Annotated in this window: 26 protein-coding genes and 1 other annotated feature; of the genes, 11 read left to right on the top strand and 15 right to left on the bottom strand. The window is 40.9% G+C overall.

The annotated features are described in order from the left end of the window. The first annotated feature begins 114 nt into the window (after nt 1-114). Nucleotides 115-552 carry a CBS domain-containing protein gene (locus DRED_RS02375; RefSeq protein ID WP_011876831.1) on the top strand — a complete coding sequence of 146 codons (438 nt, stop codon included), beginning with the start codon at nt 115-117 and terminating at the stop codon, nt 550-552. A gap of 35 nt (nt 553-587) precedes the next feature. Here the strand turns inward: DRED_RS02375 and DRED_RS02370 are convergent, their stop codons facing one another. Continuing rightward, nucleotides 588-1,064 (bottom strand): MgtC/SapB family protein, encoded by a 477-nt coding sequence (locus tag DRED_RS02370; protein ID WP_011876830.1) that lies wholly within the window; start codon nt 1,062-1,064, stop codon nt 588-590. A 159-nt stretch (nt 1,065-1,223) separates the two neighbouring features. Between DRED_RS02370 and asd the strand changes: the two genes are divergently transcribed. Beyond that, nucleotides 1,224-2,006, top strand: a complete 783-nt coding sequence (asd, locus tag DRED_RS02365; RefSeq protein ID WP_011876829.1) for an archaetidylserine decarboxylase — start codon at nt 1,224-1,226, stop codon at nt 2,004-2,006. Nucleotides 2,007-2,051: 45 nt separating this feature from the next. Here asd and DRED_RS02360 read toward each other — a convergent pair whose 3' ends face one another. The 4 genes from DRED_RS02360 to DRED_RS02345 form a co-directional block, all read right to left on the bottom strand. After that, the gene (locus tag DRED_RS02360; RefSeq protein WP_041274749.1) at nt 2,052-2,393 is read right to left on the bottom strand and encodes a hypothetical protein; all 342 of its coding nucleotides are present in this window, start codon (nt 2,391-2,393) and stop codon (nt 2,052-2,054) included. A 189-nt stretch (nt 2,394-2,582) separates the two neighbouring features. After that, a complete protein-coding gene (gene glgP / locus DRED_RS02355) occupies nt 2,583-5,126 on the bottom strand; it encodes an alpha-glucan family phosphorylase (RefSeq protein ID WP_011876827.1) in 2,544 nt (847 codons plus the stop codon). Between the two features lie 164 nt (nt 5,127-5,290). After that, nucleotides 5,291-6,199 (bottom strand): DMT family transporter, encoded by a 909-nt coding sequence (locus tag DRED_RS02350; RefSeq protein ID WP_011876826.1) that lies wholly within the window; start codon nt 6,197-6,199, stop codon nt 5,291-5,293. Nucleotides 6,200-6,227: 28 nt separating this feature from the next. Further along, entirely contained in the window at nt 6,228-6,692 is a 465-nt protein-coding gene (locus DRED_RS02345) for a YbaK/EbsC family protein (protein WP_011876825.1), read from the bottom strand. Nucleotides 6,693-6,881: 189 nt separating this feature from the next. On the opposite strand from DRED_RS02345, the gene DRED_RS02340 reads away from it, so the two are divergent. Next, nucleotides 6,882-7,343 (top strand): hypothetical protein, encoded by a 462-nt coding sequence (locus DRED_RS02340; protein ID WP_041274388.1) that lies wholly within the window; start codon nt 6,882-6,884, stop codon nt 7,341-7,343. A 6-nt stretch (nt 7,344-7,349) separates the two neighbouring features. On the opposite strand, the gene DRED_RS02335 is transcribed toward DRED_RS02340, so the two are convergent. From DRED_RS02335 to DRED_RS02320, 4 genes are all read right to left on the bottom strand, one after another. Beyond that, a complete protein-coding gene (locus DRED_RS02335) occupies nt 7,350-8,057 on the bottom strand; it encodes an ABC transporter ATP-binding protein (RefSeq protein WP_011876823.1) in 708 nt (235 codons plus the stop codon). Next, nucleotides 8,054-8,809 carry an ABC transporter permease gene (locus DRED_RS02330; RefSeq protein ID WP_011876822.1) on the bottom strand — a complete coding sequence of 252 codons (756 nt, stop codon included), beginning with the start codon at nt 8,807-8,809 and terminating at the stop codon, nt 8,054-8,056. The genes DRED_RS02335 and DRED_RS02330 overlap by 4 nt, the downstream gene beginning before the upstream one ends. Further along, the gene (locus tag DRED_RS02325; protein WP_041274387.1) at nt 8,784-9,761 is read right to left on the bottom strand and encodes an ABC transporter substrate-binding protein; all 978 of its coding nucleotides are present in this window, start codon (nt 9,759-9,761) and stop codon (nt 8,784-8,786) included. The genes DRED_RS02330 and DRED_RS02325 overlap by 26 nt, the downstream gene beginning before the upstream one ends. 223 nt (nt 9,762-9,984) lie before the next feature. Then, nucleotides 9,985-11,439 (bottom strand): IS1380-like element ISDre3 family transposase, encoded by a 1,455-nt coding sequence (locus DRED_RS02320; RefSeq protein ID WP_011876820.1) that lies wholly within the window; start codon nt 11,437-11,439, stop codon nt 9,985-9,987. Nucleotides 11,440-11,937: 498 nt separating this feature from the next. On the opposite strand from DRED_RS02320, the gene DRED_RS02315 reads away from it, so the two are divergent. Next, on the top strand, nt 11,938-12,267 hold the full coding sequence (locus tag DRED_RS02315; protein ID WP_011876819.1) for a PilZ domain-containing protein: 330 nt from the start codon (nt 11,938-11,940) through the stop codon (nt 12,265-12,267). A 73-nt stretch (nt 12,268-12,340) separates the two neighbouring features. On the opposite strand, the gene DRED_RS02310 is transcribed toward DRED_RS02315, so the two are convergent. Both DRED_RS02310 and DRED_RS18120 read right to left on the bottom strand, forming a co-directional pair. Further along, nucleotides 12,341-13,534, bottom strand: coding sequence for an NAD(P)/FAD-dependent oxidoreductase (locus tag DRED_RS02310; RefSeq protein ID WP_011876818.1), 1,194 nt, complete (start codon nt 13,532-13,534; stop codon nt 12,341-12,343). Nucleotides 13,535-13,747: 213 nt separating this feature from the next. After that, on the bottom strand, nt 13,748-13,903 hold the full coding sequence (locus tag DRED_RS18120) for a DUF1540 domain-containing protein (protein ID WP_083755119.1): 156 nt from the start codon (nt 13,901-13,903) through the stop codon (nt 13,748-13,750). 184 nt (nt 13,904-14,087) lie between these two features. Beyond that, nucleotides 14,088-14,303: a binding site (T-box leader), on the top strand. 160 nt (nt 14,304-14,463) lie between these two features. Here DRED_RS18120 and DRED_RS02305 point away from each other — a divergent pair. From DRED_RS02305 to DRED_RS02275, 7 genes are all read left to right on the top strand, one after another. Beyond that, complete coding sequence (locus DRED_RS02305; protein ID WP_011876817.1) at nt 14,464-16,632, top strand: LUD domain-containing protein; 2,169 nt, start codon at nt 14,464-14,466, stop codon at nt 16,630-16,632. Beyond that, on the top strand, nt 16,629-17,657 hold the full coding sequence (locus tag DRED_RS02300; RefSeq protein ID WP_011876816.1) for an LUD domain-containing protein: 1,029 nt from the start codon (nt 16,629-16,631) through the stop codon (nt 17,655-17,657). Before DRED_RS02305 ends, DRED_RS02300 begins: the two co-directional genes overlap by 4 nt. Before the next feature lie 22 nt (nt 17,658-17,679). Further along, nucleotides 17,680-19,002 carry an MFS transporter gene (locus DRED_RS02295; protein ID WP_011876815.1) on the top strand — a complete coding sequence of 441 codons (1,323 nt, stop codon included), beginning with the start codon at nt 17,680-17,682 and terminating at the stop codon, nt 19,000-19,002. A 137-nt stretch (nt 19,003-19,139) separates the two neighbouring features. Then, nucleotides 19,140-20,105, top strand: a complete 966-nt coding sequence (gene bioB, locus DRED_RS02290) for a biotin synthase BioB (RefSeq protein ID WP_011876814.1) — start codon at nt 19,140-19,142, stop codon at nt 20,103-20,105. A gap of 90 nt (nt 20,106-20,195) precedes the next feature. Continuing rightward, on the top strand, nt 20,196-20,879 hold the full coding sequence (locus DRED_RS02285; protein WP_238442564.1) for a heparan-alpha-glucosaminide N-acetyltransferase: 684 nt from the start codon (nt 20,196-20,198) through the stop codon (nt 20,877-20,879). A gap of 301 nt (nt 20,880-21,180) precedes the next feature. Beyond that, nucleotides 21,181-21,858 carry a TerC family protein gene (locus DRED_RS02280; protein ID WP_011876812.1) on the top strand — a complete coding sequence of 226 codons (678 nt, stop codon included), beginning with the start codon at nt 21,181-21,183 and terminating at the stop codon, nt 21,856-21,858. A 185-nt stretch (nt 21,859-22,043) separates the two neighbouring features. Next, a complete protein-coding gene (locus DRED_RS02275) occupies nt 22,044-22,829 on the top strand; it encodes an undecaprenyl-diphosphate phosphatase (RefSeq protein ID WP_011876811.1) in 786 nt (261 codons plus the stop codon). A gap of 183 nt (nt 22,830-23,012) precedes the next feature. On the opposite strand, the gene DRED_RS02270 is transcribed toward DRED_RS02275, so the two are convergent. The 4 genes from DRED_RS02270 to DRED_RS02255 form a co-directional block, all read right to left on the bottom strand. Continuing rightward, nucleotides 23,013-23,603, bottom strand: coding sequence for a YueI family protein (locus DRED_RS02270; RefSeq protein WP_011876810.1), 591 nt, complete (start codon nt 23,601-23,603; stop codon nt 23,013-23,015). A gap of 105 nt (nt 23,604-23,708) precedes the next feature. Beyond that, nucleotides 23,709-25,142 (bottom strand): NAD(P)/FAD-dependent oxidoreductase, encoded by a 1,434-nt coding sequence (locus tag DRED_RS02265; RefSeq protein ID WP_011876809.1) that lies wholly within the window; start codon nt 25,140-25,142, stop codon nt 23,709-23,711. Nucleotides 25,143-25,274: 132 nt separating this feature from the next. After that, the gene (locus DRED_RS02260) at nt 25,275-25,598 is read right to left on the bottom strand and encodes a potassium channel family protein (protein ID WP_041274386.1); all 324 of its coding nucleotides are present in this window, start codon (nt 25,596-25,598) and stop codon (nt 25,275-25,277) included. An 83-nt stretch (nt 25,599-25,681) separates the two neighbouring features. Then, entirely contained in the window at nt 25,682-26,653 is a 972-nt protein-coding gene (locus DRED_RS02255; RefSeq protein WP_011876808.1) for a sulfite exporter TauE/SafE family protein, read from the bottom strand. Nucleotides 26,654-26,847: the final 194 nt, after the last annotated feature.

Raw genomic sequence — 26,847 nt, 5'->3', positions numbered from 1 at the left:
GGGTATGGTTACCCTGTTCTTTATTTTTTTAACAAAAATCTTTTTGAATGAAAAATCCTTAAAATAGGTACTCTAAAATAGAACTTTAAAAATTATCATTGGGGAGGTAAGAGAATGGCTCAAAAACTAAAAGAAATTATGACTCAAAATATTGCTACCGTCAGCCCCCAACAATCCATACAAGAGGCGACCCAACTGATGAGTCAGCACAATGTTGGTTCAATTCCTGTGGTGGAAAATGGAAACTGTGTAGGTATAGTAACAGACCGTGATATTGCCTTACGGGCAGTATCCCAGGGTCAAAATCCTTCTTCCACCACAGTTCAAAGTGTCATGACTTCAGGCGTGGTAACCGGCAGCCCAGAGATGGATGTTCACGAGGCCGCCAACCTGATGGCTGAACGTCAGGTGCGCCGTCTTCCTGTGGTGGAAAACGGTTCGATAACGGGTATGGTAGCCCTAGGTGATTTAGCCACCCAAAATATTTACCAAAATGAAGCAAGCCAAGCTTTAACCGAGATTTCCCAACCTGCGTCGCCTGTTTCTATTTAATTTAAAAACTCCTCTGCCCTGGGTAGAGGAGTTTTTTATTCTAAGTCAATTTCATCTTCCGCATTGCATTTCTTTTTTTCAATTTTTTCTACATAATTACCTAGTTTTCTACCGGCAAAGATAGCTATAAAGATACATACTACCACCAGTAGGGCTAGATCGTACATACCAACCCCCAGAGCCATCCCCACCGCAGAGGTAACCCAAAGCTCAGCCGCTGTTGTAACCCCATGTTTCATCCCGCCTTTTTTGCTGTTCCATATGACACCGGCACCTAAAAAACCAATACCACTTACAATTTGGGCAGCAATGCGGAAAGGGTCCCTTGCTCCCGTCACATAACCTAAATTTTCTGCCCCGTAGGCAGAAACCAAGGTAATCAAGGTAGAACCTACACAAACCAGTGAGAAGGTTCTAATTCCTGCAGGTTTATTATACAAAGTTCTTTCAAAACCAATAAAAATACCTGCTAACAGAGAAGCAACAATTCTTAAATAAATTTCCCAATCCATAAACAATCATATCACCCCAAAAACAGTATTATATTTGTTTTATTTTTATTGGTCAAGACTTATCAGACTGTAAAATTTAACTGGAGTACTTTTATAAGATAGTGTTATAATTTATAGTGGTTTATAAGTATTCACTAAAACTGCAAAGGACTGGGAAAATTGAATTTATTAAAAAAGGTTACTGTACATTCCATATCCCGTAAAAGTTTTGGCAAAGCCTTCAACTTTGCATGTCGTAGCCGATTCAGCAAGTTTCTTATAAAACCCTACATTAGGCTTTATAAAATTAATCGCTCTGAAATACGAGCCCCCAAAGAATATAAAAGTTTAACAGATTTTTTTGTAAGGGATATCTGCCCTACCCTTCGTCCCATCGCACCTGGTGAGGATGTAGTGGTTAGCCCAGTAGACGGAAAAATTATGGATCTGGGCTATGCTAGGGAAAATAAAATTATTTTAGCTAAAAACAATTCTTATTCAATTCCTGAGTTATTATCCAATCAGGGGTTGCATGAATTTAGAGATGGCTATTACCTAAACATATATCTGAGTCCCAGAAACTACCACCGTATCCATATGCCCTACCCTGCAAAAGCCATTAAACACAAGTACATTCCGGGTAAGGTTTTTCCTGTTAATAATCTTGGTATAACGACCATCAAAGATTTGTTTGCCAAGAACAAACGTACTTGTACTATATTTCAAACCACACAGGGTTATAAGTTTGCCCTCATTAAAGTAGGCGCCCTGGGTGTGGGTAAAATTGTTTCAAATTTTTCTATCGGACAGGAAATTAAGAAAGGTATGGAAATTGGTAGGTTTGAATTTGGTTCCACTGTTATTATGATTTTCCAAAAGGATGCATTTATACCTGCAAAAGGTTTAACTACCAATATAGAGATAAAAATGGGGCAACGGATAGGTAGCTTACAACCAGAATAAAAAAGACGAGGACAACTGTGGATTGTCCCCGTCTTTTTATTTCATTTAGATAGAATCATTTAGTTCCTGTTCAGCCTGAATAATCTGATCCTTTGTCATACCCATCTTCAGAAGCCTTAATGTAAGGGCCTCGGCCCATAAATGACTTTTGTCATAAATCTTTTTGTACTTTTTGGCCATGTTCTTAAATCTTTTGGCTCGATCCTCACTGTTGGACATGAGAATTGTCAAGATGAAACGTCCTTTGATAGTCTCTTCCTGGGCCAGGTTGAGATAATCCTTGCTTAAGAATTCGATGACATCTTTAAAATAGGTTTCAAATTCTTCATAAGGTATCTCCGTCTCCATATTTAGATATTCTTTCATCTTCTCAAAATATTTTTCCATATCCATAACCCCTTTTAAAAATACGATTACAGACTCAAGCTGCATCTTTTCTATTTTAATACATAGTTTGATCTATGACTACCTAAAATTTTATTCATTTTTTCAATGCTCCCTGTAAATATAACCAAAAGTAATTGAATATAAAAGGAGGCCCGTAGGCCCCCAATAGTGTTAGAAGAAATGTTTCCTTTAAAAGCTATCTACCCATTTTACCAGGGGTAATTCAAACATTTGCGCAAAATTCTTTTCGTTTGGACGTATTCGAACCGTGTACCCGGATGTTCCCTTTATTAAGACAATATTGGTTTCATATATATAGCTGTTCTGATCCGCTGCCCGGACCAGTGCCATGGGCATTAGCATGATCCGATCTAGTCCGTGATCACTGACTTTCCCGTAGACCACTTCCACCACCACATCTTCGGGTTTTATGATACCCAGGTCAACTTCAGCCTTGACATAGATTTCAGCCCCAACCTTGAGCTCCTCTGGTTGCTCAACATTGATTGAACGAAAGGACACCTGCTGCCAATTTTGCTTTAAAGTATTTTTCAGTTGCTGCAACCGATCTGCCAACTGGCAATGATCCTTTGCCAAGTCCATTCCCCTTTGAGCAGCACTTAGATAAAATCTCTGGGTATATTCTTTAACCATTCGTTCTGTACTAAAATTCCAGGGAATCGTAGCAAGGCTCTCTTTCATTCGACGCACCCACTCCTTGGGAACCTCCTCAACCCTACGGTAGTAATAAGGTACCAGCACTTGTTCTAATAGATCGAAAAGCGAACTGGCATCTTCCCTGTCCTGTACGTCATCACTCTCGTAATCCCTATCTGTGCCAATGGCAAAGCCATTTTCTCCATTATAGGCCTCTGGCCACCAACCATCCAGAATACTACAGTTGATTACGCCGTTGATAGCAGCCTTTTGACCACTGGTTCCACTGGCTTCATGGGGCCTGCGTGGAGTATTTAGCCAGACATCTACCCCCTGCAATAGGTGGCGAGAAACCTTAATATCATAATCCTCTACAAAGACAATTTTTCCCCTGAACCGTTCCTCCGCAGAAACTTCATTAATCATCTTGATCAATTCCTGACCGGGTTGATCAGCTGGATGCGCCTTACCAGCAAAAATGAACTGGACCGGCCGCTCTGGATTATTCAACAGTCTTGCTAAACGTTCTTTATCATTAAACAATAGATATGCTCTTTTGTAAGTGGCAAAACGTCTGGCAAAACCAATGGTTAATATGTCCTTGCTTAAGTATCCTGCACATTCCCGAATAAGCTCCAGGGGTTGAAAATTTCTTTCCATGCGGCGATAAATATTGTTTTGTACAAATTTAATCATTCTACCCTTTAAACTTTGGTGACTTTCCCATAATTCATGGTCCGGTATGTCATAAACCCTTTGCCATTGGGATGGTTCAGAAATATTTCTTGACCATTCAATGCCTATATATTTTTCAAATAATTGACGCATTTCCGGGGCAACCCAGGTTTCAGTATGCACCCCGTTGGTCACCGACTGGATAGGAATCTCATCCAGCGGTATACCTGGGTACAGGTGGGAAAACATTTGTTTAGTTACTTCACCATGCAGCCAACTTACCCCATTGGTAAAGGCTGCATGATTCAGGGCTAACATAGTCATGTTAAAGCTTTGGCGCCCCGGATCCCAGCCAAGCCCCATAAGACTTTCCCGGTCTAACTTTAATTCTTCATAAAGGTAGCCCAGGTAAAGCTCAATCATATCAGCACTGAACACATCATGCCCTGCTGGCACAGGTGTATGGGTGGTAAAAATAGTGCTAGCTCTTACAGCTTCTCTGGCAACTGAAAAAGGAACATTGCTCTGAATTAATTCCCGAATTCGTTCCAAAATAATAAAGGCAGCATGACCCTCGTTAATATGCCAGGCTGTCGGGGAAATCCCCAATTGTCGTAGGGCCTTGACTCCACCGATTCCCAGAATAATCTCCTGACAAATTCGAGTATCTTGACCACCCCCATATAATTTAGAGGTCAGAAGCCTATCTTCACGACTATTTTGGGTTAGATCTGTATCCAGAAAATATAGTACCACTTTCCCTACTTTCAGTTGCCAAACCTTTACAAATACTTCCCTGCCGGGCAGGCGAACGGCTATAATGACATCCCCACCCTTGGGGTGAACAGCCGGCGTCACAGCCATTTCGTTAAAGTCCATAAAGGAGTAATATGCCTCCTGCCAGCCTTCTCGGTTGATGCGCTGACAAAAGTAACCTTGCTTGTAAAGAATACCCACACCTACGAAGGGTAAGCCAAGATCACTGGCAGATTTACTATGGTCCCCTGCCAGCAGACCTAATCCCCCGCTGTAAACCGGGTTAGATTCATGTATACCAAATTCCGCTGAAAAATATGCAACCAGTTGATTGTTTTGATCGGGATAGGTTTTACCAAACCAGGTTTCTCCCTGCATATACTGGTCAAAATCATTCATTACCTTTTTATAAAGGTTACAATATTCAGGATTATTTGCAGCTTCCGTTAATTTTTGTGTATCAACATAAAGTAAAAATTTAACTGTATTGTGATTAACCTCTTCCCATAGGTATGAATCCACTTCTCTAAATAACAGTTCAGCCTGCGGATGCCAGCTAAACCAAAGGTTACGAGCTATCTCACTTAAACGGTTTAACTTCTCTGGTAATTCTGGAATCACTGACACCGTTTTAAACGAATACATTTCACCCCTCCTCACTCTAAAATACTCACACGTATGATCCTATGATGTTGCCAGAAATTTTAACACATTTAGTTTATTTTTTTTAGTGTCTATACCAAATATAGGTTAGAAAAACTTAGCTCCAGATATACAAAAAAACGGGTCGTGACCCGTTCGTTTCTTTATTAAGCCCCGCTGCCGGCCTCTGTTTTATAAACAGGCTTCTCCTTTTCCCTTGACAATACCACTAGTATAGCCCCAATCAAAACCGCCGCCCCTCCTAATATTTGCAGCGCTGTCATCCGTTCGCCAAATAAAAGAGCGGAAAACACAATGGTGATAAGGGGTTCTACCATACTCAGTATGGAGGTTCGTGTGGAACCAATTAATTCCATTCCTCGAAAAAAGGTAAAAATGGCCAGAACAGTACAGCATAGGGAAACCCCCACCGCAGCCAGCCAGGCCTTTGTAGTAAGATGAATATTCAGGGTTCCGGTGGATACCCCAATGACAGCCAAGGATATGCCCGCAAATAGACATATAAAGGCACTGGTTTCTAAGACTGGCGAATCTTTTAAAACCCTGTTGCCCAAAACAATATAAAAGGTATAAACGATACCCGCCCCTAGGGCCAGCAGTACGCCCAAAATATTAATGTTACCAAAAGACGTGCCCAAAACCAGTATTAAACCAAGCATGGATATTACAATTGAAAGTACAATTTGCTTAGTCAATTTTTCCTTATCAACTAACGAAGAAGTTACGGCCACAAATACCGGGTAACTATAAAAAAACAACACTGCTAGAGATGCCGGTATATATTTTACCGATGAAAAGTATAAGTTCGATTGCAGGGTATAGATAACTCCCCCCAACAAGATCAAGTATTTTAAGTTACCTCTGGTAAATGAGATGCTCTTCTTTTTAAGGGCTAGGTATGTAAAAAAGCACAGTGCCGCCAATATAAACCGAAGAAAAAGTAACGTTGTTACATTGGCACCACCTTCATAGGCATAAAGGGCAAAAATGGGGATAAAAGCAAAACCAGTGGCCGACAAGAACGCCAATACTACACCCTTATAAAAGGAACTCACGTCCTTCACCTGCTTTATATATATTTTATTATTCGGCTTCCTGAACATTCACCACATTTCCTCGGGTAACCGCCTGAAGCTGTTCAAAGGTAATGGGCAGAGCCGACCGCGGAGTCCCTGCGGCAGTATAAACTACATCAAAACGTCTCATGGATTCATCCAAGTAAATTGGCAAATCCTGTTTTAGGGCAAAGGGACATACTCCTCCTACCCTGTATCCAGTAACCTCTTCAACTTCCTCTGCGGAGGCCATCTTGGGACGAGCACCCAATAATGATTTGACTTTCTTCAAATTTACCCGTACATCCCCTGCTGTCACAAAGAGGCCAAAGTGTTCCTTTGCCCGGAATAAAATAGACTTGGCAATTTGACCCGGTTCTACTCCTAGTACCCTGGCTGCTTCCTCCACCGTACTGGTACTGTCAGAGAACTCAATAGGCTGCAGACCAACATCAAATTTCTGAACATAATTCCTTACTCGATTCAACGGCATGGTAAGACTCTCCTTTGAATTCATTATCATAGAGAAAACCGGGGTATATCCCCCGGCAAGTAATATTTATTTCATATCATACAATTATACCGGGACATATTCAATCCCTTAAACATATTCTGGAAAGCAAAGGCCTATTAAAAACCTCCTCTTGGGAGATAGGCTAAAAAATCAGAAAGGAAGATGTATATGATTGAAAACAGCATATTGGGATTCTTCGCCGTCAGTGGGTTTGCGCTGGTGATTAGTCTTCTTGTGGCAGCTGGCCTTTATCTGTTGTTTAGTTATGGTCTATACCGACTGGCTGAACGAACGAGGGTGGACCACAGTTGGTTAGCCTTTATTCCCTATGTCCAGTACTATCCTCTGGGTAAAATACTTCGTGAGATTCGGATATGTGGCTTTGTCATTCCACACATGGAGTGGGTGCTCCTAGCTGCCCCACTGGTTTATTCTCTGCTGGCTTTGATCCCCTTTATTAATGTTATAGCCAGCATCGCCTACTTTATATTTTATGCAATTGTTACCTATAGTCTTTTTAATAAGTACAGTCGATATGCCCTTGTTATGACAATTGTCAGCTTTATTCTTCCCTTTTTCTTCCCAATTTTTGTCTTTACAATTCGCAATAATACTCTAATTAAGAAATAATTTTATTTAATTTTTTAGCAACCTTGTAATCTCACTATATAGCTTTGTTAAGGTTGGACTGGACAAGTCTCGTTGGCAAAGAGGATCATCAAGCAAGAATTCCCTTTGTACCGAAGTTGGTTTATTTGAATATACCAGTAGTTTGTGCCCTAATAGCAACCCCTCTGCTATATCATGGGTCACAAACAAAATAGTATTTTGATTTATATGCCACATCTTGGCAACTTCTTGCAGAAGGGATATTTTAAGGGGGGTGTCTAAAGACTTAAAGGGTTCATCCATTAACAACAACTGGTGGGGAAAGGCAAAGGCTCTGCATAAAGCCAGTCGTTGTTTCATACCTCCGCTTAGGGTATGGGGGTAGTAATTCCTATACGCTGTTAGCCCCATTAATTCCAAATAACACTCAATAACCTTTTGCCGCTGAGGCATGGCAATTTGGTTTTTAAGAACAAATTCCATATTTCCTTCAACCGTTTCCCAGGGTAATAAACGAGGTTCCTGAAAGACATAGCTAATGGGTAGCCCTTGGAGTCCTGAAATAGTCCCTTTATCAGCCTGTAGCAACCCTGCCAGTAGTTGCAGGGTTGTGGTTTTCCCTGAGCCCGATGGCCCTAATATACAAGTAATCCGTCCTGTCTCAAGGGTGAAGAATAAATCCTCTAATATCTTAGAGCCATTAAATGTCTTACTTACCCCTTTAATCACAATCACTCGTCATCCCTCCAGGCTGTCAAGCGTTTCTGTAGAAGACGTAACCCATTATCCGTTAACAACCCCAGCAGAACCAGCAAAAGAGTCCAGGCAAATACTTCCTGGGTCTCCAAATTAATTCTTGCAACTGACATGCCTGCACCAATACCCTTCTGGGCACTTAAAAATTCTGCCATTGCCACAGCCTTCCATGTGGTCCCCAGTGCTGAGGACATAGCTGCCAAAAAATAAGGTAGTATTTGAGGAAAATATATTTTAAGCAATACTTCTTTCTTGTTCACCTTAAAGACCTTAGCCATTTCAGTATATTGTGCTTCAACATTCATAACCCCCTGAACCACATTGAAAATAATCAGTGGCAGGGTCGTAATCACAACAACAAATACAGGAACCCGCTCGGAGCCAAACCAAACCATAGCCAAAACCAGCCAGGAAATAACAGGAACTACTTGCAGGGTTACTACAAAGGGTTGGATAAAACGGCGGGCAAGGTTATTTATCCCCATCAACAAACCCAGCGGCATGCCAACCATAACAGAAAGTATAAAACCCATCAGTCCTCTGAAAAGGGAATTAACGGTATGTTCCCAAATTCTACCACTGATACACAACTGCAACAAAGCCTGAACCGTTTCGTAGGGCGAAGGGAGCAATACGGGGTTATAAAAACTTGAAATAAATTGCCAAGAGATTAAAAAAAAGAGCAGGCTAAGTAAGGATAATCCCTTACTTAGCCAGGTAGAATTTTTCATCTGGTAGCTTTCCTCCCACCATATCCGGCGAGAAACTTAGTAGTTTGGATAAATAATGCTCTACATCTGCCCTCGCATGTTCTGCAGATACAAATTTCAAATTGGTTCTAGCCATAGATTTTACAAATACCTGTCCTGGAATCTGAAATTTTTGCTCCACCAGGGCTGCAACTGAATTAGGATCAGCAACTGTTTGCTCCAAGGCCTGCTGATAGGATTTTCTAAAGTTAGCCCATGCAAAGGGATACTCTTTGATAAATTTATTTTTCACTACCAAACCAGCTTGGGGAAGGCCACTGGTTTTTTCTACACTTTGCCATTCCCTTTGAAAATCTAATTTTATCCGCACAGATTTATTTCTACTAAGAACTTGCGTAACCATTGGTTCCGGCAGTACAGCCGTTTTTATCATGCCCTGAATTAACATTTGAGCTATTTCTGGCGAATTGGCATATTTTAGGTCAACATCGGATGAAGAAACATTGTTCTTTTTCATTAGATAGCGGGTAATGATGTCGGGGCTAGCACCCTGGGCACCTACATAGACTTCCTTCCCTTTCAAATCTTGCCACTTGGAAATAGCATCCTCTGAGGAAAGTAAATAAAGAATTCCCCAGGTGGTCACGCTGTCCAGGGAAATATCAATCCCTTTATTATAAAGTTTGGCTGCGGTGTTTACGGGCAATATAGTAAAGTCCGCTTCTCCTTTGATAACCCGGGCAGTGGCTTCTTCCACTGTCTTATACAGAATCAATTCAATTTGGACCTGATCACCAAAGGGTTTACTATTTACCATTTTAAGGAGCGATGCAGTGGGGGGTGCCGGTGGAGCTTGAATAATTATTTTTTCAGGCAGTTGTTCTTGAGTTGATGTGTTTTGGCTGGCATTGCCGCACCCTGCAACAAAGCTCATAGTAAAAATTAAAAACAAAAGAAAAATATATCTTTTCAATTAACTTGAAATCGGAAAGTAGCTTCCCGAGCTTGACTTAATCCCTCAAATAACCAAATTTTAGGGCATTAAACCACTGTTTTTATGGTCTCTGAAATTCTTGGCGTCTGGAATATGGTATTACTCCTAAGTACCCCAATAAAGGCTAGGTTTTAGGGTACAGTTAATAAGACCCCTTTTGGGGGATCAGTGACACCAGATATTTAGGTCGTCCGATGTTTGTTTAACCGGAACTTACTGCAACCCATGCCTGTGTGCAGAGAAATTCTTGTAGTTTTTCCTTGGCATTTTTCAAAACCTTTTGTAGCCAGGGATTAGGGGCTAACTTTATATGGCGGTAACGGTCGTTGCCTACAATGTTCCCAGGTACATTCAGTATTTTGCGGCGGATAGTTGGCACTTCAGCACGACTGTCTTTGCCATCCAATAAGACCAAGCGAAACCAGTTGAGAATGTTATACGATAATACTTTGAGCCACATAAAGGCTATATTTCGATCCAACTCTGCCTGACTCATTTTTTCAAAGCCTAGACCAACCTTGAGTTCATCAATTTTGTTTTCAATATTGCAACGCTTATTGTATTGGTGCCATACCTCCTCTGGGTTGTACTCGTCGCTAGAAGTAATTATCACTTGGTAATCAAATGTCTTTAGGTCAAAGTTAAGTTGCTCACCAGATACCTTTGGTTCTTGAGTTTCACGGATAAATACAAACCTGCGGGCTTTGGACCATTTAGGCAATGGAAGAGTAATTTCTGCTGCAGCGTAGTGGTTGCTCAAAGGCTGCCATCGTTCCTGATCATCAAGGTATTTAATGACTTTTTTCATATTACTGGTGAGCTTAGCCTTACAAATATACTCAATGCCCTGTTCTTCCAGGTAGGCGAAGTTATCTTCATCAAAAAAACCTTTATCCATGCGTATGCCTTTTACGAGGATATTCTGGTTGGCTAAGATCTCTAGTGTCTCTTTAAGAAACTCCATAAATTGGCCGTTACTGGCGACATTCCCACTATATAAGCCAGCATTGACCAGTTCGCAAGTTCCGGAGATAAACGCTACTTTTACTTTGTAGGAAGGTCGCCCGTGATACCGGGGATTGTAACCGACTTTTGATCCCTCCTGTTTACCGAAAACAGTGAGGACACTGTCGTCAATATCCAGCCAGACTTCGCGGGATTGGTCGCATTTGGCCTTTAAGGATAACAGTTCCTGATTCACCAGAGACAATTGGTCTAATGCCTCCTGCTCACATATAAGAGATACAAAGTTTCGCAAGGTGCTCTCGTCAGGCACTTGTGTTACTTCCTTAATTTTCTGGTACCCAGGATCAGTTTGTAGAGCATTCATATGAGAAAACCGCAATAATCCCAATGAGAGGGCATCAATGATCGTATCCAACAACTCTGTATCAGAGTATTTACAGTTATGATGCCGCTTAAGAGAGACCCGTTTAAGCATACCGGGTAAATCAACAGCCTTCTTAAAAGCCTCTAGTATACCAAAACTTCCATAAGCGGTTACAGACGAATTGTCAAACCTAAGCGGAAGATCGCTTTTGCTAGTCTGGTGTTGTAGGGAATTTAATTTCTTTTGGTATTTGCGTTCCAAGTTACGTCGTTGTTGACGGGACATAGTTTCAAGTTGATTTGTGGTAATAAGTTGTGATACCATCATTTTAGAGGGTCACCATCCTTTGGAATGATTTGGTTTGGTCACTAAAACATTTCCAGCTAAGGAGTGGTGTACCCTTTTTTTTGCTAAAATTTTTACACGTAAAAATGACTTTGAAGCCTTGACGTTAGAGGATTTCTAAAAGTTACTTTCCGAATCCAAGATTAAATCACCCTTAATAAATATCGTAACCTAATTATTTAGTTAAACAATAAAAGCAGATATCCTTCTAAAAAAGTAAATTCTTATATTTATAAATAATGACCTTTCTATAGCAAGTTCGCCCTTCCTATGGACTGAAGAAACCATTGTTTCCCTTTTAATATTAAATTTCTAAAAAATCTCTGAGTAACATTCCTTACCAGAGGCGGCAACTTTACAAAACTTTTACAAAATCTTTGTTGCATCAAAATAACGCAATACTTATAATATATAAGTATTGCCTATATAGAATTTTTGGATTCTATTAACATAATCTAAATTACAGCCTGAGGTGGAAAAATGAGAAAAAGAACATTTATGCGTGTGAATGTTAACTGGTCGGTGGAAATGGAATCCATGTTAGATAGGAAAAAAGTAACTGGTGTAAAGGTGCTGACCTTTAGCAATGCTGGCCTATCCTTTCGATGTGATAAGGAAATCCAAGTTGGTGAAAGCTTTGTCATTGATTTGCCCTTTGCTTCTATACCCATTAGTGTTGTACGTCGGTTAGACGATCGGTATGGTGCTTTATTTTTAAACATTTCCCTGGAAGAGATAGAATTAATCAAAGAAAACCTATATAAAGACGATGGTGGTTCTATTCTAATGGAAGCCATCTCACAGTTTTAGTTTAGCTTTACATCTTCACCTTATGAAAATGCCTGAGCCCCTGAGTTCCTCCTCAGGGGCCTTTAACATCTATTTATTTGATTCCTCTGCGTCCAAGGAGTTTTAATCCACCTAAAGCAAAATAATATTTTAAGGGAATCATCTTTTTTAATAGGGCCGCTGTCATACCTTTAATGCGAAATTTTTTACTTTCCCCCAGTCCCCTTCCTCTTCCTACACTTATGCAAAGAAGGATTAAGCTAGGCTTATATACCTTGACATCTTCACCAGTAATATCAGCGTAAATATTTTGAGCTACCTTTTTACCTGCCTGCATAGCTGCTTGAGCCGTGGGAAGAACTGGATTACCGGTTTCCGGATCCTTTACCAAGGCACTGTCTCCCACCGCATAGATAGTAGGGTCATCTACATACTGTAAGTAATCATTTACCAGCAGTCGGCCACGGTTGTCTGTTTTAATCCCGGACTGAGCCAGCACTGAACTTCCCCTAATTCCACCAGCCCATATTAACAAGGAAAACTCAATATCTCTACCGGATTTTAGATGAAGGGACCCTGGTACAACTCTGCTAATTAAATCACTAATAATCACTTCTACACCTAATTTTTCCAAGGTTTCTTTTGCATAATTTGCAGTTTCCTCGGACATCCCGGGAAGCAATTGATTGGCTGCTTCAATAATTATTATTTTATACTGATCTTTGGAAAGATTGTATTCCTGCCGTTTCTCTTCCAGGTATGAAGCTAACTCTCCAGTAAATTCCACACCGGTTAATCCACCGCCGCCCACCACAAAGTTTAAAGGTTTCTCTCCATTTCCTTTGTGCTTCAGCAATATTTCGTTAATGCGGTTATTAATATCACAAGCATGGTCGAAACTGCTTAAACTCATGCTGTTTTCTTTTAACCCTTCGATACCAAAATACTCTGGCATACTGCCAAGGGCAATTACCAAGTATTGAAAGGGAATTTCCGATGTGTCGTTAATAACAATAGAACGTGCTTTTAAGTTAATTAATGAGACCGTTCCCTTCACCAAAGAAATGTTTGAGCCTTCCAATATCTCACTCAATGGAATAACTACATCACTACAAGCCTTGGTACCCACCGCAGGTTCATAGAGTTGCGTCATTAGTGTATGATAATAGTCTTTATTTACTAAAATAATTTTAAAATCTTGTCGGTTTTTTAATAATTTGCTAAGCTGTTGGGCAACCCGAATTCCACCATACCCCGCACCCAGAATTATAATATTCCCTTTTGTCATATATTCTCCTTCTGAATTATTTAACATATACAAATTGAGACAATCCCTTTATATAATAATCCTAATCAGTCTTTAGGTCAAAAAATATAATAAACTTCTACTTTTTTAATTATACTGGAAGAACATTACAAAACACTTACATCTCTATATTATCGTTTTTAATAAAAAAAGTAAAAAGACTCTTTCATATGCTGAAAGAGTCTTTTATTAATATTAACCTAAACGGGGTGTAAAGGTATTGCAGCAGGTTCCATCCGTGGATTGTACACTCATATCTCCGCTGGATCTAACTTCAATACTCTCTGCCTGGCACTCGTGGTTGCTGTTATATTGACATTCTTCACACAAGCATTTGCTTATACCAGCCATTAAAATCCCCCCTTTGTTTTTCTCATCGTTATTTTAACCTAGGACTAGTGAACATATTCTCTAAAGAATTTAGCGATTACTCCAAAGAAATACAGCTTAAAAAATGTATAAATATTCTGGCATTTGTTTTAAAATATTGACAAAATTCTAACCATTGGATATAATTTCAAATGTATAATTTATGGTCAAATCGCTGATGGGGAATAGTAAGTAATGTAACTCTGCAGAGAGCCGTCGGAAGGTGCAAGACGGTGGGCTAAATTACTGAATCTCGCCCTGGAGATGTTCGATGGAAATAGTAAGTACTTCGAACCGGGTATGCCCGTTACAGCTATAAAGAGGGTAAGTTTACTAACTTATCAACTAGGGTGGTAACGCGGGAAAGCCTCTCGTCCCTTACGGGACGAGGGGTTTTTATATTTTTATCCTCCTACACTGAAGGTGTAAAATCAAAGCCTATACGCCATTTTAAAGCAGAATATTCTTGAAAATAGTCTTTGCTAATTTTGTTTACTTTTTTGACATTTTAAAATTAATTTATTTGGAGGTGCATGCATGCTATGGGAAGTCGGAGCGACAAAATTCAAAAGAATAAAGTAGCGTTAGGACTTCAAAATACCGATTCCCGTAAAGGTCGTTTCAGAGCCTTTGACGCCATAAGACCAGCCATGAAGAAAATGGTAAAGAACTATCCCTATCTTTCCAATGAACTACGCCAAATTAAACAGCATTGTATTGATAACCTTGAGGAAATGATTTCTAAGGCAACGCTCTCCCTGGAAAGAAAGGGTTGCCATGTCTACGTAGCTGAAACCACCGAACAAGCCCAAGCCCATTTATTAAGCCTCATCCCTCAAGGGGTTGTGGTAAAATCAAAGACCAATGCCGGAAAAGAAATAAACTTAACCCATGTCCTAGAAGAACGGGACATTCAAGTTATTGAAACAGATCTTGGTGACCGAATTAATCAGCTAGCCCATAGTGAAGCAAGTCATTCCCTGGCACCGGCCATACATATTCCCATTGAAAAGGTTACAGAGGTGTTCTCAAAGGAAATGGGAACACAATTGGAATGCAGTCATGAGGCCCTGGTGGTAGCAGCCCGTAAGGGATTACGGGACTATTTGATTAACGCAGACGTTGGCATTTCCGGAGCCAATGCCATAGCAGCCGATACAGGAAGTGTTTTTGTAACAGAAAATGAGGGAAATATCCGCGCAGTAACCATGATGCCAAAAATCCATATCGTAATTGCCGGAGTAGAAAAAATAGTACCTACCTTGGAAGATGCTTTAAAGGTTGTCCGTTCTGCTGCAGTTTATGGCGTGGGACAGGATATCGGAACCTATGTTTCTGTTATATCCGGTACCAGTACCTGCTGTGATCCTGAATTAGATGAATTAATACATGGCCAAGGCCCCCAAGAAGTTCACATCTTATTTCTAAAACATGGTCGACAAGAGGCCATCGATAAAGGTTTTGCTGAGTCCCTCTATTGCATCAATTGCGGAAGCTGCTTAAATTTCTGCCCAATTTATGCTGAGATCGGTGAGAAATATGGTTACAAATATTTAGGCGGTCGGGGCTTGGTATTTACTGCCTTTCATGGAGATCTTCAAAAGACCGTGGAAAGCGGCTTATCACTCTGCATTGGCTGCCAAAAGTGTAAAAACTCCTGCCCGGTCCAAATGAATACACCGGAAATGCTTAAAAATTTACGTCAAGAACAGGTGCAGCAGGAGGGACTGGGTTGGAAAAAAGAAAGGATGTTAGCTTTACTTAGCAAGCCCAAGGGCTTACCAAGATTAACAAAAGTGGCTTCCACGTTCGGTGGAACGTTATTAAAGAAAAGTAAAATAGGTGTAAAGACAAGATTTTCTTTACCATCCTTAGGGTTACCCGGTGAACGCTTACTTCCTGCGGTGCAGAAAAAGTCCTTTTTGGAAAATGCTAAGCCAAAACCCATTGAAAACCCTGTAAAAACCGTGGCCTTTTTCCCGGGCTGTGTGGTGAACTATACAGAACCCTCTGTGGGGGAAGCCCTTTTACATGTCCTGGGAGAAAATAAGGTTGCTGTAAAACTGGCCAAGGAAGACCTCTGCTGCGGTATCCCGGGTATTGTAAGTGGTGACAAAAACTACTCACGTCAAATGGCTTTAAGGAACATAGAAATTTATAGCCAATTTGACACAGATGCACTGGTCTTTGTTTGCCCCAGTTGTGCTGTGGCCTTTAAAGAAGAATACCCCAAATTATTTGCCAAGGATGACCCCAAACTCTTACAAAAAGTTATTAAGCTGGCTCAAAAGGTCAAAGACATTAACCAATTTTTGATAGAAGATATTGAATTAGTAACAATACCGGGGTCTATACCTGAGAAAATAACCTACCACGACCCCTGTCACCTAGTTCGGAGTCTGGGCATCACACAACAACCAAGACAACTGATTCAAACCCTACCCGGGGCAAAGTTTGAAGAAATGGTGGATGCAGACGCCTGCTGCGGCTTTGGGGGGTCCTTTAGCATCGACTACTATGACCTATCCAGGCGAATTAATGAAGGAAAATTAACATCAATTGAAAATACTGGGGCTACAATTTTGGCCACCAGTTGTCCCGGGTGCATGTTGCATTTTCGGGATGGCATAACCCAAAAGAATATGAAGCAGCAGGTTTTTCATACAATACAACTACTTAGTCAAACATATGGCAGGAGGAATAAGGAATGAATACCACGGCGAAAGCAGAAAAAATATTAGGGCAAATTCAAGCACAGCGGGAAACCTTGCTCGCCGACTATTCCACCCTAGCACAGAAAGTTCAAAATTTAAAATCTTCAACGGCTAGAGAGCTTAACAAAATGGTTGGTCGTGCCACTACAATGCTTAAGGTTAAGGGATGTCAAGTTTTCCTGGCTAAAGATCCATCGGAAGCCCGGGAACAGGTTCTTAAAATTTTATCTACCAACCAAAAAGCACTCATAAGTAAAGACCCAATTTTTACAGAGATTAATTTACACCAGTTTCTGCAAGAAAAAAATGTGAAGCTTGTTCAAACAGATTTAGGAGAAAGGGTAGCCCCTTTGTCTATCGATGTACATCCCAGAATGGCCTCCATTAATACATCGGTTATGGACAAAGAGCACCTTTTGCAACTAAAGAATGATATACGGGAAGAATCTTCCCAAACTGATTTTGGCATCACGGGCGCAGACGCTATCATTGCTGAGACCGGCACCATTGCTCTGTTGGAGTCCGAAGGCAATGTCCGTCTAACCTCCAACCTACCCTATAATCATATCGTTATTGCGGGTGTTGAGAAAATCGTCCCCACTTTGGAAGATGCACTGACTGTATGTCGGACTTCAAGTATATATGGTTTAGGTAAGGACTTACTTAATTATATTTCCTTTATTTCAGGTCCCAGCAGAACCGCCGACATCGAATTCCGTATGGTACAAGGTATGCATGGCCCTAAAGAAGTCTATGTGATCTTAGTAGATAACGGACGTATGGCAGCATCGAAAAAGGGAGAATTTGACGCTCTAAAATGTCTGCATTGTGGTGGTTGTCTGGTCGACTGTCCTGCCTATTTAAAAAAAGGGCTAAAATTTGGTTATCACTATTCAGGTAAGCGAAAAGCCATATTGTCAAAGTTTTTAAGTGGCGAATCGAGCCCCTATCAAGAAGAATGTACTTACTGCTTAGACTGTGAAAAATGCAATACCATCTGCCCGGTGGGCCTAAAAATTTAAGACATTGAAATGAGGGTTTTTTATGTCACAAAAGTCCACGAACATGCGCTGGATCTTGGGTTTTTCCCTATTTTTAATTGGTTTTGTTGCATATATGGATCGTGTTAATTTATCCGTTGCTGGACCATTGATTATGAAGGATTTTGGTTTTGATAAGGTTCAGTTTGGTTTAGTACAGACATTATTCTTTATTGGTTATTCACTGATGCAAGTACCCGGTGGACTGATTGCCGAGCGTTTTGGTGCCCGGAAGGCAATGGCACTGGCCATCGGTTGGTGGTCAAGCTTTACTATTTTGACAGCCTATGCCTCAAACTTTCTTACCTTTGGTATTGTGCGAGCTCTCTTTGGTGTTGGAGAAGGTCCCCTTTACCCAGGGGCCAGCGTGCTGGTCTCCAAGTGGTTTAATAAGAAGGAACGGGGTACAGCTAACTCTTTTATTCTAGCTGGTTCCTTTGTAGGTCCAGTACTTGCTCCGGCCATTACCGTGTATATCATGACCGCTTTTGGCTGGAGAGCCGTTTTCTGGTTGTTTGGTGCCGTTGGCTTCCTTGTTGCCCTAGGTTGGTGGTTACTGGCTCGGGACAATCCAGCCAATCACCCCTTCGTAAATAAAGCAGAGTTAGATAAGATTATTGAAGGCACCTCCCAGGCAAGCATGGAATCCGAGAAGAAGGAATTTGCTCCTTTAGGAAAGTTTATCAATTCCGTGCAATTCTGGGCCATTGGTTTTCAGTATTTTGTGGCGGATTACATCATGTACGTTTATCTTGCTTGGTTACCCATTTATCTCATGGAGGCTCAACATTTCTCTCTAAAAGAGATGGGTATCATGGCTGCTTTCCCCTGGTTAGCCCTAGCCATAACCACTTTATCCACCGGGGTTATCAGCGACCGACTGGTTAGCCGTGGAGTATCTGTTGCCAAGGTTCGGGTTTATTTTGGTTCCCTCGGTTTAGTCATCTCCAGTATTGCTCTTTATTTTGCCGCCGTTTCAGTAAAGCCAATGATAACCGTTTTGTGGCTAACCCTTTCTTTAGGGATTTTGGGCTTTACCTTCAATGCCTCTTGGGCCAGTTGTAACGATCTGGGGCAGAAGTTCACCGGAACAGTATCTGGTTGGATGAATCTGTGTGGTAATTTAGGTGGGGTACTTGCTCCAACACTGACAGCTATTGTTGCTACCCACTGGGGTTGGCAATCAGCATTAGTTTTTACCGCTGGAATTGGCTTAACCGGAGTTATTGCTTGGTTCCTGGTTAAACCGGACGTTCCCCTAGTGATTGCTGATAATGCATCGGAAAAGGATCAGCGATTTGAAAAACCGCTTTCCTCAAGGGTTTAACACTTAAAAGGAGTAGTGAACAACTGCTCCTTTTTTATTTAAACCTTTGTAAGAAAATTACCTATTGTAAAATCTTGGGTAGTTTGTTATTGTTAACTTGTAATCAATAGTTTGGTTGACAATAAAGGAGGGCCTCCATGTTTTCTGAAATCCAGGAGAAAATTCACAGCGGAGAGGGTATTACTTTCCAGGAAGCAGCATACCTCTCCAAAGCTGAAAACCTCGATATACTTCAAATACTTTCAATGGCAGCCCAGGTTACAGCCAATTTTGCCAATAAGAAAATAGATTTATGCTCAATTGTAAATGCTAAATCTGGGAGTTGCTCGGAGGATTGTAAATTCTGTGCCCAATCGGTTTATTACGCAACGGGCTGCCAGACTTACCCTTTGCTTAATTCTGTTGCGATATTGGAAGCCGCCAAAAGGGTTGAGGAAAAGGGTATTCACCGCTTTGCCCTCGTCACCAGTGGAAAAAATCTTAGCAATCGTGATTTTGATGAGGTCATTAAAATTTATCAAGTACTCCGAGAAAAGACCTCCTTGCAGTTGTGCGCTTCCTTAGGATTACTTGATACATCAAGGGCTTTACAACTCAAGAAGGCGGGTGTTTCTACCTACCACCATAACTTGGAGTGTGCAGAAAGTTTTTTTAAAAGAATTTGTACCACTCATACCTATCAGCAGCGTGTGGCTACAATAAAATCTGCCCAAAGTGCAGGATTAAAAATTTGTAGTGGCGGCATTATCTCCCTTGGCGAAACCATGTTACAACGCTTGGAACTGGCCTATGAGTTGAAAGCTTTGGGAGTAGATTCAGTACCAATTAATGTTCTTAATCCTATCTTGGGAACCCCTCTAGCTGGACAACAAATTATGTCTTCACAGGATATTATTAAGACAATTTGTCTCTTTAGATTGATTCTACCCACGATTTCTCTTCGATTTGGTGGAGGTATAAAAGAATCCCTAGGAGAATTAAGAGTACTAGGTTTTCCAGCGGGAATCAATGCTGTCATTATTGGAAACTTCTTAACCACTACTGGCTACCAAATTGATCGGGAATTAAGTGTTATCAGGAGTATGGGGCTCAATATTTCTTAAGACTTGTGCCGAAACTTTCGTGCCCTTTCATGCATGGTGCATACTAAGGGCCTAATACAGTCAAGTTTGCTAAGAAAGTGAAGTATGCTCATGTCGAAAACTGTAAACCGCCTATGGGAACTGGATTTTTTACGTGGTGTAGCCATTCTTTTGATGGTCTTCTTTCATTTAATGTACGACTTACATGAATTTTATAATCTACCTATCCATTATCAAGAAGGTTTTATTTTTCTTACGGGGAAAGCCTCTGCCACCTTGTTTATTCTCCTGGCCGGTGTTAGTTGCTCGTTAAGTAAAAGTAACCTGAAAAGGGGCCGTAACCTCCTTTTCATTGCAATACTATTAACCATCATCACAATGATAGCAGTTCCAGGTTCTAATATTATTTTTGGCATCTTGCATTTTTTAGCCATCAGTATACTTTTGTATCCCATATTTCACCGTTGGAGTCCAGGTATCCTAATGGTTTTCGGAACGATTATCATTGGTTTACAGTATTTCACAGCACTACTGACCCCATCCACAAACCTTCTATTCCCTCTGGGTTTTATATCAAAGGATTTCTTTTCTGTGGATTATTATCCTTTAATTCCCTACCTGGGCCTATTTTTATATGGTATCGCTCTGGGTAAGCTATTGTATCCTGATAAAAAGAGTCGGTTTTTTTATTGGTCCTTTGCAAAACCCCTTATCCTATTGGGACAACATTCTCTTTTTATTTATCTTACTCATCAACCTATTCTTTTGCTGCTTCTCTATCTTTTCTTTAAGTAATCTTCATAATCAGTAAAGGATAGTCCTAAATATAAGCCTTTCTCTAAATCAAGGTATTACTATTGACAGTTCTGAAGCTTTGTTATACTATTTTATTAGAAACAATCTCTTAAAGGGGAGTAGCTTTTACAACAAAGTCGTCATTTCGGGTTAAGGCCCCGGCTTTGTTGGCAACGCACAGTTGTTAGCAAGACCTTTACTTATAGGTAAAGGTCTTTTTTATATTTAAACGATCTTTGCCTATTCAGGGAAGATCGTTTTTCCTTTTTTAACCAATATTTAACTAGGGGGAGATGACAAGGTGGAATTTTTAACTGCAGACTTTTTATCCGCTTTACTGGTAATTGTACTGATTGACCTTGTTTTAGCCGGTGATAACGCCATCGTGATTGGCATGGCAGCAAGGAATGTACCAAAGGAACATCAAAGGCAAGTCATTCTCTGGGGAACCGCCGGGGCCATAATGATCCGTATACTGGCAACCCTGGCCGTTGTCTGGCTATTAGAAATTCCCGGTTTGATGCTGGTTGGTGGCCTATTGCTGGTGTGGATTGCCTATAAGCTTCTAACAGAAGAAAAATCTCACGATCAAATTAGGGCCTGCGACAATCGCTGGGAGGCTATCCGGACTATCATCATTGCAGATGCTGTGATGGGCCTGGATAATGTATTGGCCATTGCTGGGACAGCCCACGGAAGCTTTTTACTGGTGGTCTCTGGATTGCTGATCAGTGTTCCCATCGTGGTCTGGGGTAGCACTCTTTTATTAAAATGGGTTGACCGTTTTCCTGTAATCATTTATCTGGGAGCTGGGGTTATTGCACTGACAGCTGCCAAAATGATGCTGCATGAACCTATGATTTCCAGTTTCTTTACCAATGCCCCACTCCTTAAGTATACAGTGATGGTGGTGGTTACGGGTGGTGTCTTATTGTATGGAAAGATGAAAAAGAAGAAACACAACCCATTAACTTGTTAAATACTTACCTAATGTATAATACTAAGGTAAACCCGTGGAAGTAAATTCTCCATGGGTTTTTGCTTTTAATCATTTTTGGGGAATACATATAAAATATATCTGAGTTGAATTTTTGCCTGAGTTCTTTTAGTAATTGTCTGCTATAATAGGCATGTTGGTTTAAAATTATTTTTTAGAGGTGACCTATGGAAGAAATATTAAAAGCACTAATCTTAGGTACAGTTCAGGGATTTACTGAATTTTTGCCCGTTAGCAGTACCGGCCACTTGTTATTGGGAAGAAAACTCATGGGCCTATCAGAGGCCGGTTTATTTCTGGATACCATGTTGCACCTAGGTACTTTGTTAGCCGTTGTAGTTGTTTTCTGGAAAGATATTGTTTATATGATTAAAAGACCCTTTAGCAGATTAAGTCTGCTGATTATTGCCGGCACCATACCCACTGCTATTATCGGTCTTTCCTTTGAGGATTTTTTTGAAGAAATTTCCAAAACAGGAATTACTGTTGGCTGGGAGTTTTTAGCAACCGGTGCTATTCTTTGGGTTGCAGATAATATGAAGAAAAAAGGTAGCAAGGACATTGATCAAATCTCTTTTAAAGATGCCCTTATGGTGGGTACCTTACAGGGTGCTGCTATCCTGCCTGCCATCTCCCGTTCTGGTCTAACCATTGCAGGAGCCTTGTTCCAAGGGATTAATAAGCAAGCCGCCGCCCGTTTTTCCTTCTTGCTCTCCCTCCCGGCCATTCTGGGTGCAGTGGTTCTGCAGGGGGCTAAACTGGCCGGAGGGCAAGCAGAATCCATAGGGATTGTTCCACTTTTAGCTGGTACCCTTGCAGCAGCCCTTTCTGGTTACGTGGCGGTTAAGTGGATGTTGGCCATACTACAACGGGGCTCATTAAAGGTATTTTCCGTCTATGTTTGGATTTTGGGTATTGGTATCCTAATTGCGCAGTTTACCGGCCATTTCTAGGCAGCCAAATCCCCCGGTTTTCCGGGGGATTTTATTATTTGCGGTTTCTCTCCAGTACTCTTTGCCACTCATGTCTTTCCATAAAGCCCCTTGCCTTTTACCTCTATCTTACATGGTATGAGTATGTATGCAAAGCTTAACTTGTCTAAATTTTATAATATATTAGCCCCTTTAAGAAGGGGTTTAGTGAGCATTGCTGGCGGGGCATCGCTCACCCATTAATCCTTCCCACCAAGATATAACCTGATAATTAATTGCTTCCTCAGGTGCTGCTTGCACAATCCTGTTATAACACTTCTGGCAAACCTTTTTTCCCGCTAAAAGAATCAGGTCCTGTGGTATCCCTAACTCTTCTAAACGCTCTGTGCGGTCCGGTACACTTATATCTGTGACCTCCACAGCATCCTTACTTACAACGATAAGACCTGTTTTACCTTGTAATGCGGGGTCATGCACCAAGAAATAATGCTTCCCCTGCTGCCTAGCAAGTTTTTGATATTTTAACGTAAAAACTTCAGGTATATCACCATTGATGATCAGCTTCGACGCCCTCGGGTCCTTCAGGGCATCTAAGATTTCCGGATAGATGGCAGGTTCAGAGACCTGTCCTTTGGTTAACATTTTAATAACCCGTTCCTTAAACTGTCCTAGATATCTATTTTTTTCTTCCCTCTTTAGTTCCGGTGGCCCATTAAGCCCTGCAGAAATGGTTTTTTCTAGTTCACTTTGATTGGACCAGGAACCAATGGCCTCTGTATGAATATCCTTACTCAAGCTTTTTGTTCCCTCCAGTATATTATTAGTTAGTCTTTCCCAGTTTTAAATAGATTAAAAAATAAAAAAGGTACTTACATTGAATAAGTACCCTAAGTTGTTTTACTAGTTTAGTTTCTGAATAATATCTCTGGCAATGGACACCCCACAGGCAGCGGCCTGGGCCAAGCCACGGGTAATGCCTGCACCATCACCACCGGCATACAGTCCTGCAATCTGGGTTTCAAAGTTCGGAGTTAGTATAGGGCGGGCGGAGTAAAACTTTGCTTCAACCCCATAAAGCAGTGTGTGCTCAGATGCAATACCCGGTGTCACTTTATCCAATGCCTCAATCATTTCCATGATGCTTTTCATGGTATTGTAAGGCAAAACCAGACTTAGATCTCCAGGCTCAGCTTCTTTTAAGGTGGGCTCAACAAATCCCACTTTGATGCGTTTATCCGTAGACCTGCAACCCTTCTTGAGGTCACCATATCGCTGAACCAGCACACTGCCGTTGGATAAATCATTAGCCAATCTGGAGATAGATTTGGCATATTCAATGGGTTTATTAAAAGGATATGAGAATTTATGGGAAACCAACAGGGCAAAGTTTGTGTTGTTACTTCCCAGATTCTTATCCTTATAGGCATGTCCATTGGCCAGCATAACACCACTATGGTTCTCAATAACTACATAACCTGCAGGATTACTACAAAAAGTTCTTACCGTGGTACCAACGGAGGTCCGGTAAATGAATTTGCCTTCATACAGGTGTTCATTAATTTCTTCCATGATGGCGTTCAGGGTTTCAACTCGAACACCCACGTCTACCTGGTTACTGATCATTTCCAGACCCATCTTTTTACATACCGTGGACAACCACTCAGAACCATCCCGCCCAGGAACTACCACAATCTTATTGGCATAGAATTCTTCATTATCCTTTGTAATAATCCCCTTTACAGATGCCTTGTCATCCTCCTGTACGTTGATTAGATCCACTACTTCGGTTTCATACTTCATATCAATGTGATCTTTCAGATATTCAAAAATATTTTTTAAGATTTCCAGGTTCTGCTCGGTTCCCAAGTGGCGTACCTGAGCCCGCAGCAACTTTAAACCAGCACCCAAGCCCCGCTTTTCAATATCCTTTACAGCCGGGGTATTGGGATCAGTGGGGGCCGATTTAGCGCCATGCCTTAGGTTGATACTATCAACGTAATGAATTAATTCCAGTACCTCAGAAGGTGCTAAATAGTCAGTCATCCACCCACCAAACTCAGTGGTAATATTAAACTTTCCGTCGGAATAAGCCCCGGCACCCCCAAAACCATTGGTAATAGAGCAGGCAGGTCTACACCCTGCATATTCTTTCTTCTCAGTGGGCGGTGGACATTTAACAATTTTCTTTTGCAATATTGGACACACCCTCTTGTAAATGTCCTTCCCTTTATCCACTAACAACACTTTCAAATGGGGAGCTTTATATGCTAATTCGTAGCAAGTAAAAATACCTGCTGGACCGGCTCCGATCACAATTACATCATATTGATTCATCTCTGTGTACACCTCCTATGGCAATTTGCCCAAACAGATTTATTATGAAGTACTTTGTGGAGTTTTTCAATAACAATTTAATAGTAAGAAAAAGATTCCTTTTCAGAAAGAAAAGGAACCCTATGGCCTGTGCTACAACCTCTTATCCAATCCTCTTTGGCGGAAATACTCAAAAATTACTGCCCCTAACACTAATGTTAGACCCAGAATTATTTCAGTTAAAGATAGAAATTTCGCCGTTTTCGTTAGGGGATAAATGTCCCCATAGCCGGTGGTAGTAATATTATTTAAACTATAATACAGGAAATCTAAGTTATGGCTATCGGGGGCCAAACCATGAAAGGATCCTGGATTCACTAGAGTGAGAAGTTTGTAAAGCAAAGCATATAGGCTTCCCAACCCTATTAAGGCTGGTATGACAAGTAAGCAGCCAAGCTTGACAAGGGCTCTAATCATTTTCTCTCCCCCAAAGCCTTAACCTTAGAATTTTTACCCCAATTATATTATCTGTCATCAAGTCAGTAAATACCATGCTTATTTTATTTCCAGAAATACTGGATAATGTAATTAAAAGCTAGGAAAAGAACTAAAAGACATAAAATACCTTTGATGAATCTATCCGGCAGAAACTTTTGAATACGTGCACCAACGTAGGTTCCCAAAAGACCTCCAACTCCGAACAGTGCACCCAATAACCAGTCAGGTGTTACCACAGCGTTGCTGGCAAGATGTGTGGTGGCCAGAATATGATAATAAACAACCCCTGCAATGGAGGTAATAAAAGTTCCCGCTAGGGCTGCACCGGCAACGGTATAAACAGGCAAACCTAAAACAGCGACACAGAAAGGAGAAATAATTGCTCCGCCACCGATGCCATAGATCCCACCGATGAGTCCCACTACCAAGGCTAAACCTAAAATTGACATTGTACCAAAGGAATAGGTTTCTCCCCAAAAGTCATATTCAATCTTCTTTAAAGATACCTTCTTGGTTTTTACCACTGCCTCCGGTGGAAGTCCTGCAGCCATACGATGATTGTTTTCTTCTTTTAATTTTGCTATCTGTTCAGAAAATTTCTTTTGCATAAATTTGTTCTGTTCTTTTACCTTCTTATTCCACCCCATAACTTCTGACAGTAGGCGGTAACCCAAGTACATCAAAACAAAGCCAACAAATAATTTAAATGATCCGGGGTCCGGTAAGTACTTAATCCTTACCCAGGCACCAAAAAAAACCCCGGGCAGGGTTCCTACCACAACAGCCCATGTCAGGGGCCAGGCCATACGGCCTTCTTTTATATACCTATACAAACCACCCGGGATGGCAATTATGTTATAAATTAAGTTTGTTGGACTTACGGAGGGGCTGGTATAGTGTAGCACGCTCATTTGAAAGGGCAGTAGTAGGAATGCACCTGAAACTCCGGCCGATGCGGTTAGGGATGAAACCAGAAAGGCAACCAGCGGAGGAATAAAAGGAAGGACATCAACGCCTGATACAGGAAAATGCATATAATCACCCCATACTTTGCAATGTTTTTTTTAACTAGGTAGCTCATGTCCCTATATATGTATGTTGCATATAGTATTAAGATAATATTAGATAGGAACGTTAATGATGTCAAGAAATATCTTTTTTCGAAAAAATTATTCCCCTCCTTAACGGTGCCGATTTTTTCTAACTTTCTATATTTTTTGTAAAAGTG

It is taken from the genome of Desulforamulus reducens MI-1 (genome assembly GCF_000016165.1).
Lineage (GTDB): Bacteria > Bacillota > Desulfotomaculia > Desulfotomaculales > Desulfotomaculaceae > Desulfotomaculum > Desulfotomaculum reducens.
This window is presented reverse-complemented; position numbering and strand designations above follow the sequence as displayed.

What these genes read in the sequence shown, in the direction of transcription:
- DRED_RS02375 (WP_011876831.1), top strand. Translation starts at nt 115, where the DNA reads ATGGCTCAAAAACTAAAAGAAATTATGACTCAAAATATTGCTACCGTC.
- DRED_RS02370 (WP_011876830.1), bottom strand. Translation starts at nt 1,064, where the DNA reads ATGGATTGGGAAATTTATTTAAGAATTGTTGCTTCTCTGTTAGCAGGT.
- DRED_RS02360 (WP_041274749.1), bottom strand. Translation starts at nt 2,393, where the DNA reads ATGGAAAAATATTTTGAGAAGATGAAAGAATATCTAAATATGGAGACG.
- glgP (WP_011876827.1), bottom strand. Translation starts at nt 5,126, where the DNA reads ATGTATTCGTTTAAAACGGTGTCAGTGATTCCAGAATTACCAGAGAAG.
- DRED_RS02345 (WP_011876825.1), bottom strand. Translation starts at nt 6,692, where the DNA reads ATGCCGTTGAATCGAGTAAGGAATTATGTTCAGAAATTTGATGTTGGT.
- DRED_RS02340 (WP_041274388.1), top strand. Translation starts at nt 6,882, where the DNA reads ATGATTGAAAACAGCATATTGGGATTCTTCGCCGTCAGTGGGTTTGCG.
- DRED_RS02330 (WP_011876822.1), bottom strand. Translation starts at nt 8,809, where the DNA reads ATGAAAAATTCTACCTGGCTAAGTAAGGGATTATCCTTACTTAGCCTG.
- DRED_RS02320 (WP_011876820.1), bottom strand. Translation starts at nt 11,439, where the DNA reads ATGATGGTATCACAACTTATTACCACAAATCAACTTGAAACTATGTCC.
- DRED_RS02315 (WP_011876819.1), top strand. Translation starts at nt 11,938, where the DNA reads ATGAGAAAAAGAACATTTATGCGTGTGAATGTTAACTGGTCGGTGGAA.
- DRED_RS02310 (WP_011876818.1), bottom strand. Translation starts at nt 13,534, where the DNA reads ATGACAAAAGGGAATATTATAATTCTGGGTGCGGGGTATGGTGGAATT.
- DRED_RS18120 (WP_083755119.1), bottom strand. Translation starts at nt 13,903, where the DNA reads ATGGCTGGTATAAGCAAATGCTTGTGTGAAGAATGTCAATATAACAGC.
- DRED_RS02305 (WP_011876817.1), top strand. Translation starts at nt 14,464, where the DNA reads ATGGGAAGTCGGAGCGACAAAATTCAAAAGAATAAAGTAGCGTTAGGA.
- DRED_RS02300 (WP_011876816.1), top strand. Translation starts at nt 16,629, where the DNA reads ATGAATACCACGGCGAAAGCAGAAAAAATATTAGGGCAAATTCAAGCA.
- DRED_RS02295 (WP_011876815.1), top strand. Translation starts at nt 17,680, where the DNA reads ATGTCACAAAAGTCCACGAACATGCGCTGGATCTTGGGTTTTTCCCTA.
- bioB (WP_011876814.1), top strand. Translation starts at nt 19,140, where the DNA reads ATGTTTTCTGAAATCCAGGAGAAAATTCACAGCGGAGAGGGTATTACT.
- DRED_RS02285 (WP_238442564.1), top strand. Translation starts at nt 20,196, where the DNA reads ATGTCGAAAACTGTAAACCGCCTATGGGAACTGGATTTTTTACGTGGT.
- DRED_RS02275 (WP_011876811.1), top strand. Translation starts at nt 22,044, where the DNA reads ATGGAAGAAATATTAAAAGCACTAATCTTAGGTACAGTTCAGGGATTT.
- DRED_RS02265 (WP_011876809.1), bottom strand. Translation starts at nt 25,142, where the DNA reads ATGAATCAATATGATGTAATTGTGATCGGAGCCGGTCCAGCAGGTATT.
- DRED_RS02260 (WP_041274386.1), bottom strand. Translation starts at nt 25,598, where the DNA reads ATGATTAGAGCCCTTGTCAAGCTTGGCTGCTTACTTGTCATACCAGCC.
- DRED_RS02255 (WP_011876808.1), bottom strand. Translation starts at nt 26,653, where the DNA reads ATGCATTTTCCTGTATCAGGCGTTGATGTCCTTCCTTTTATTCCTCCG.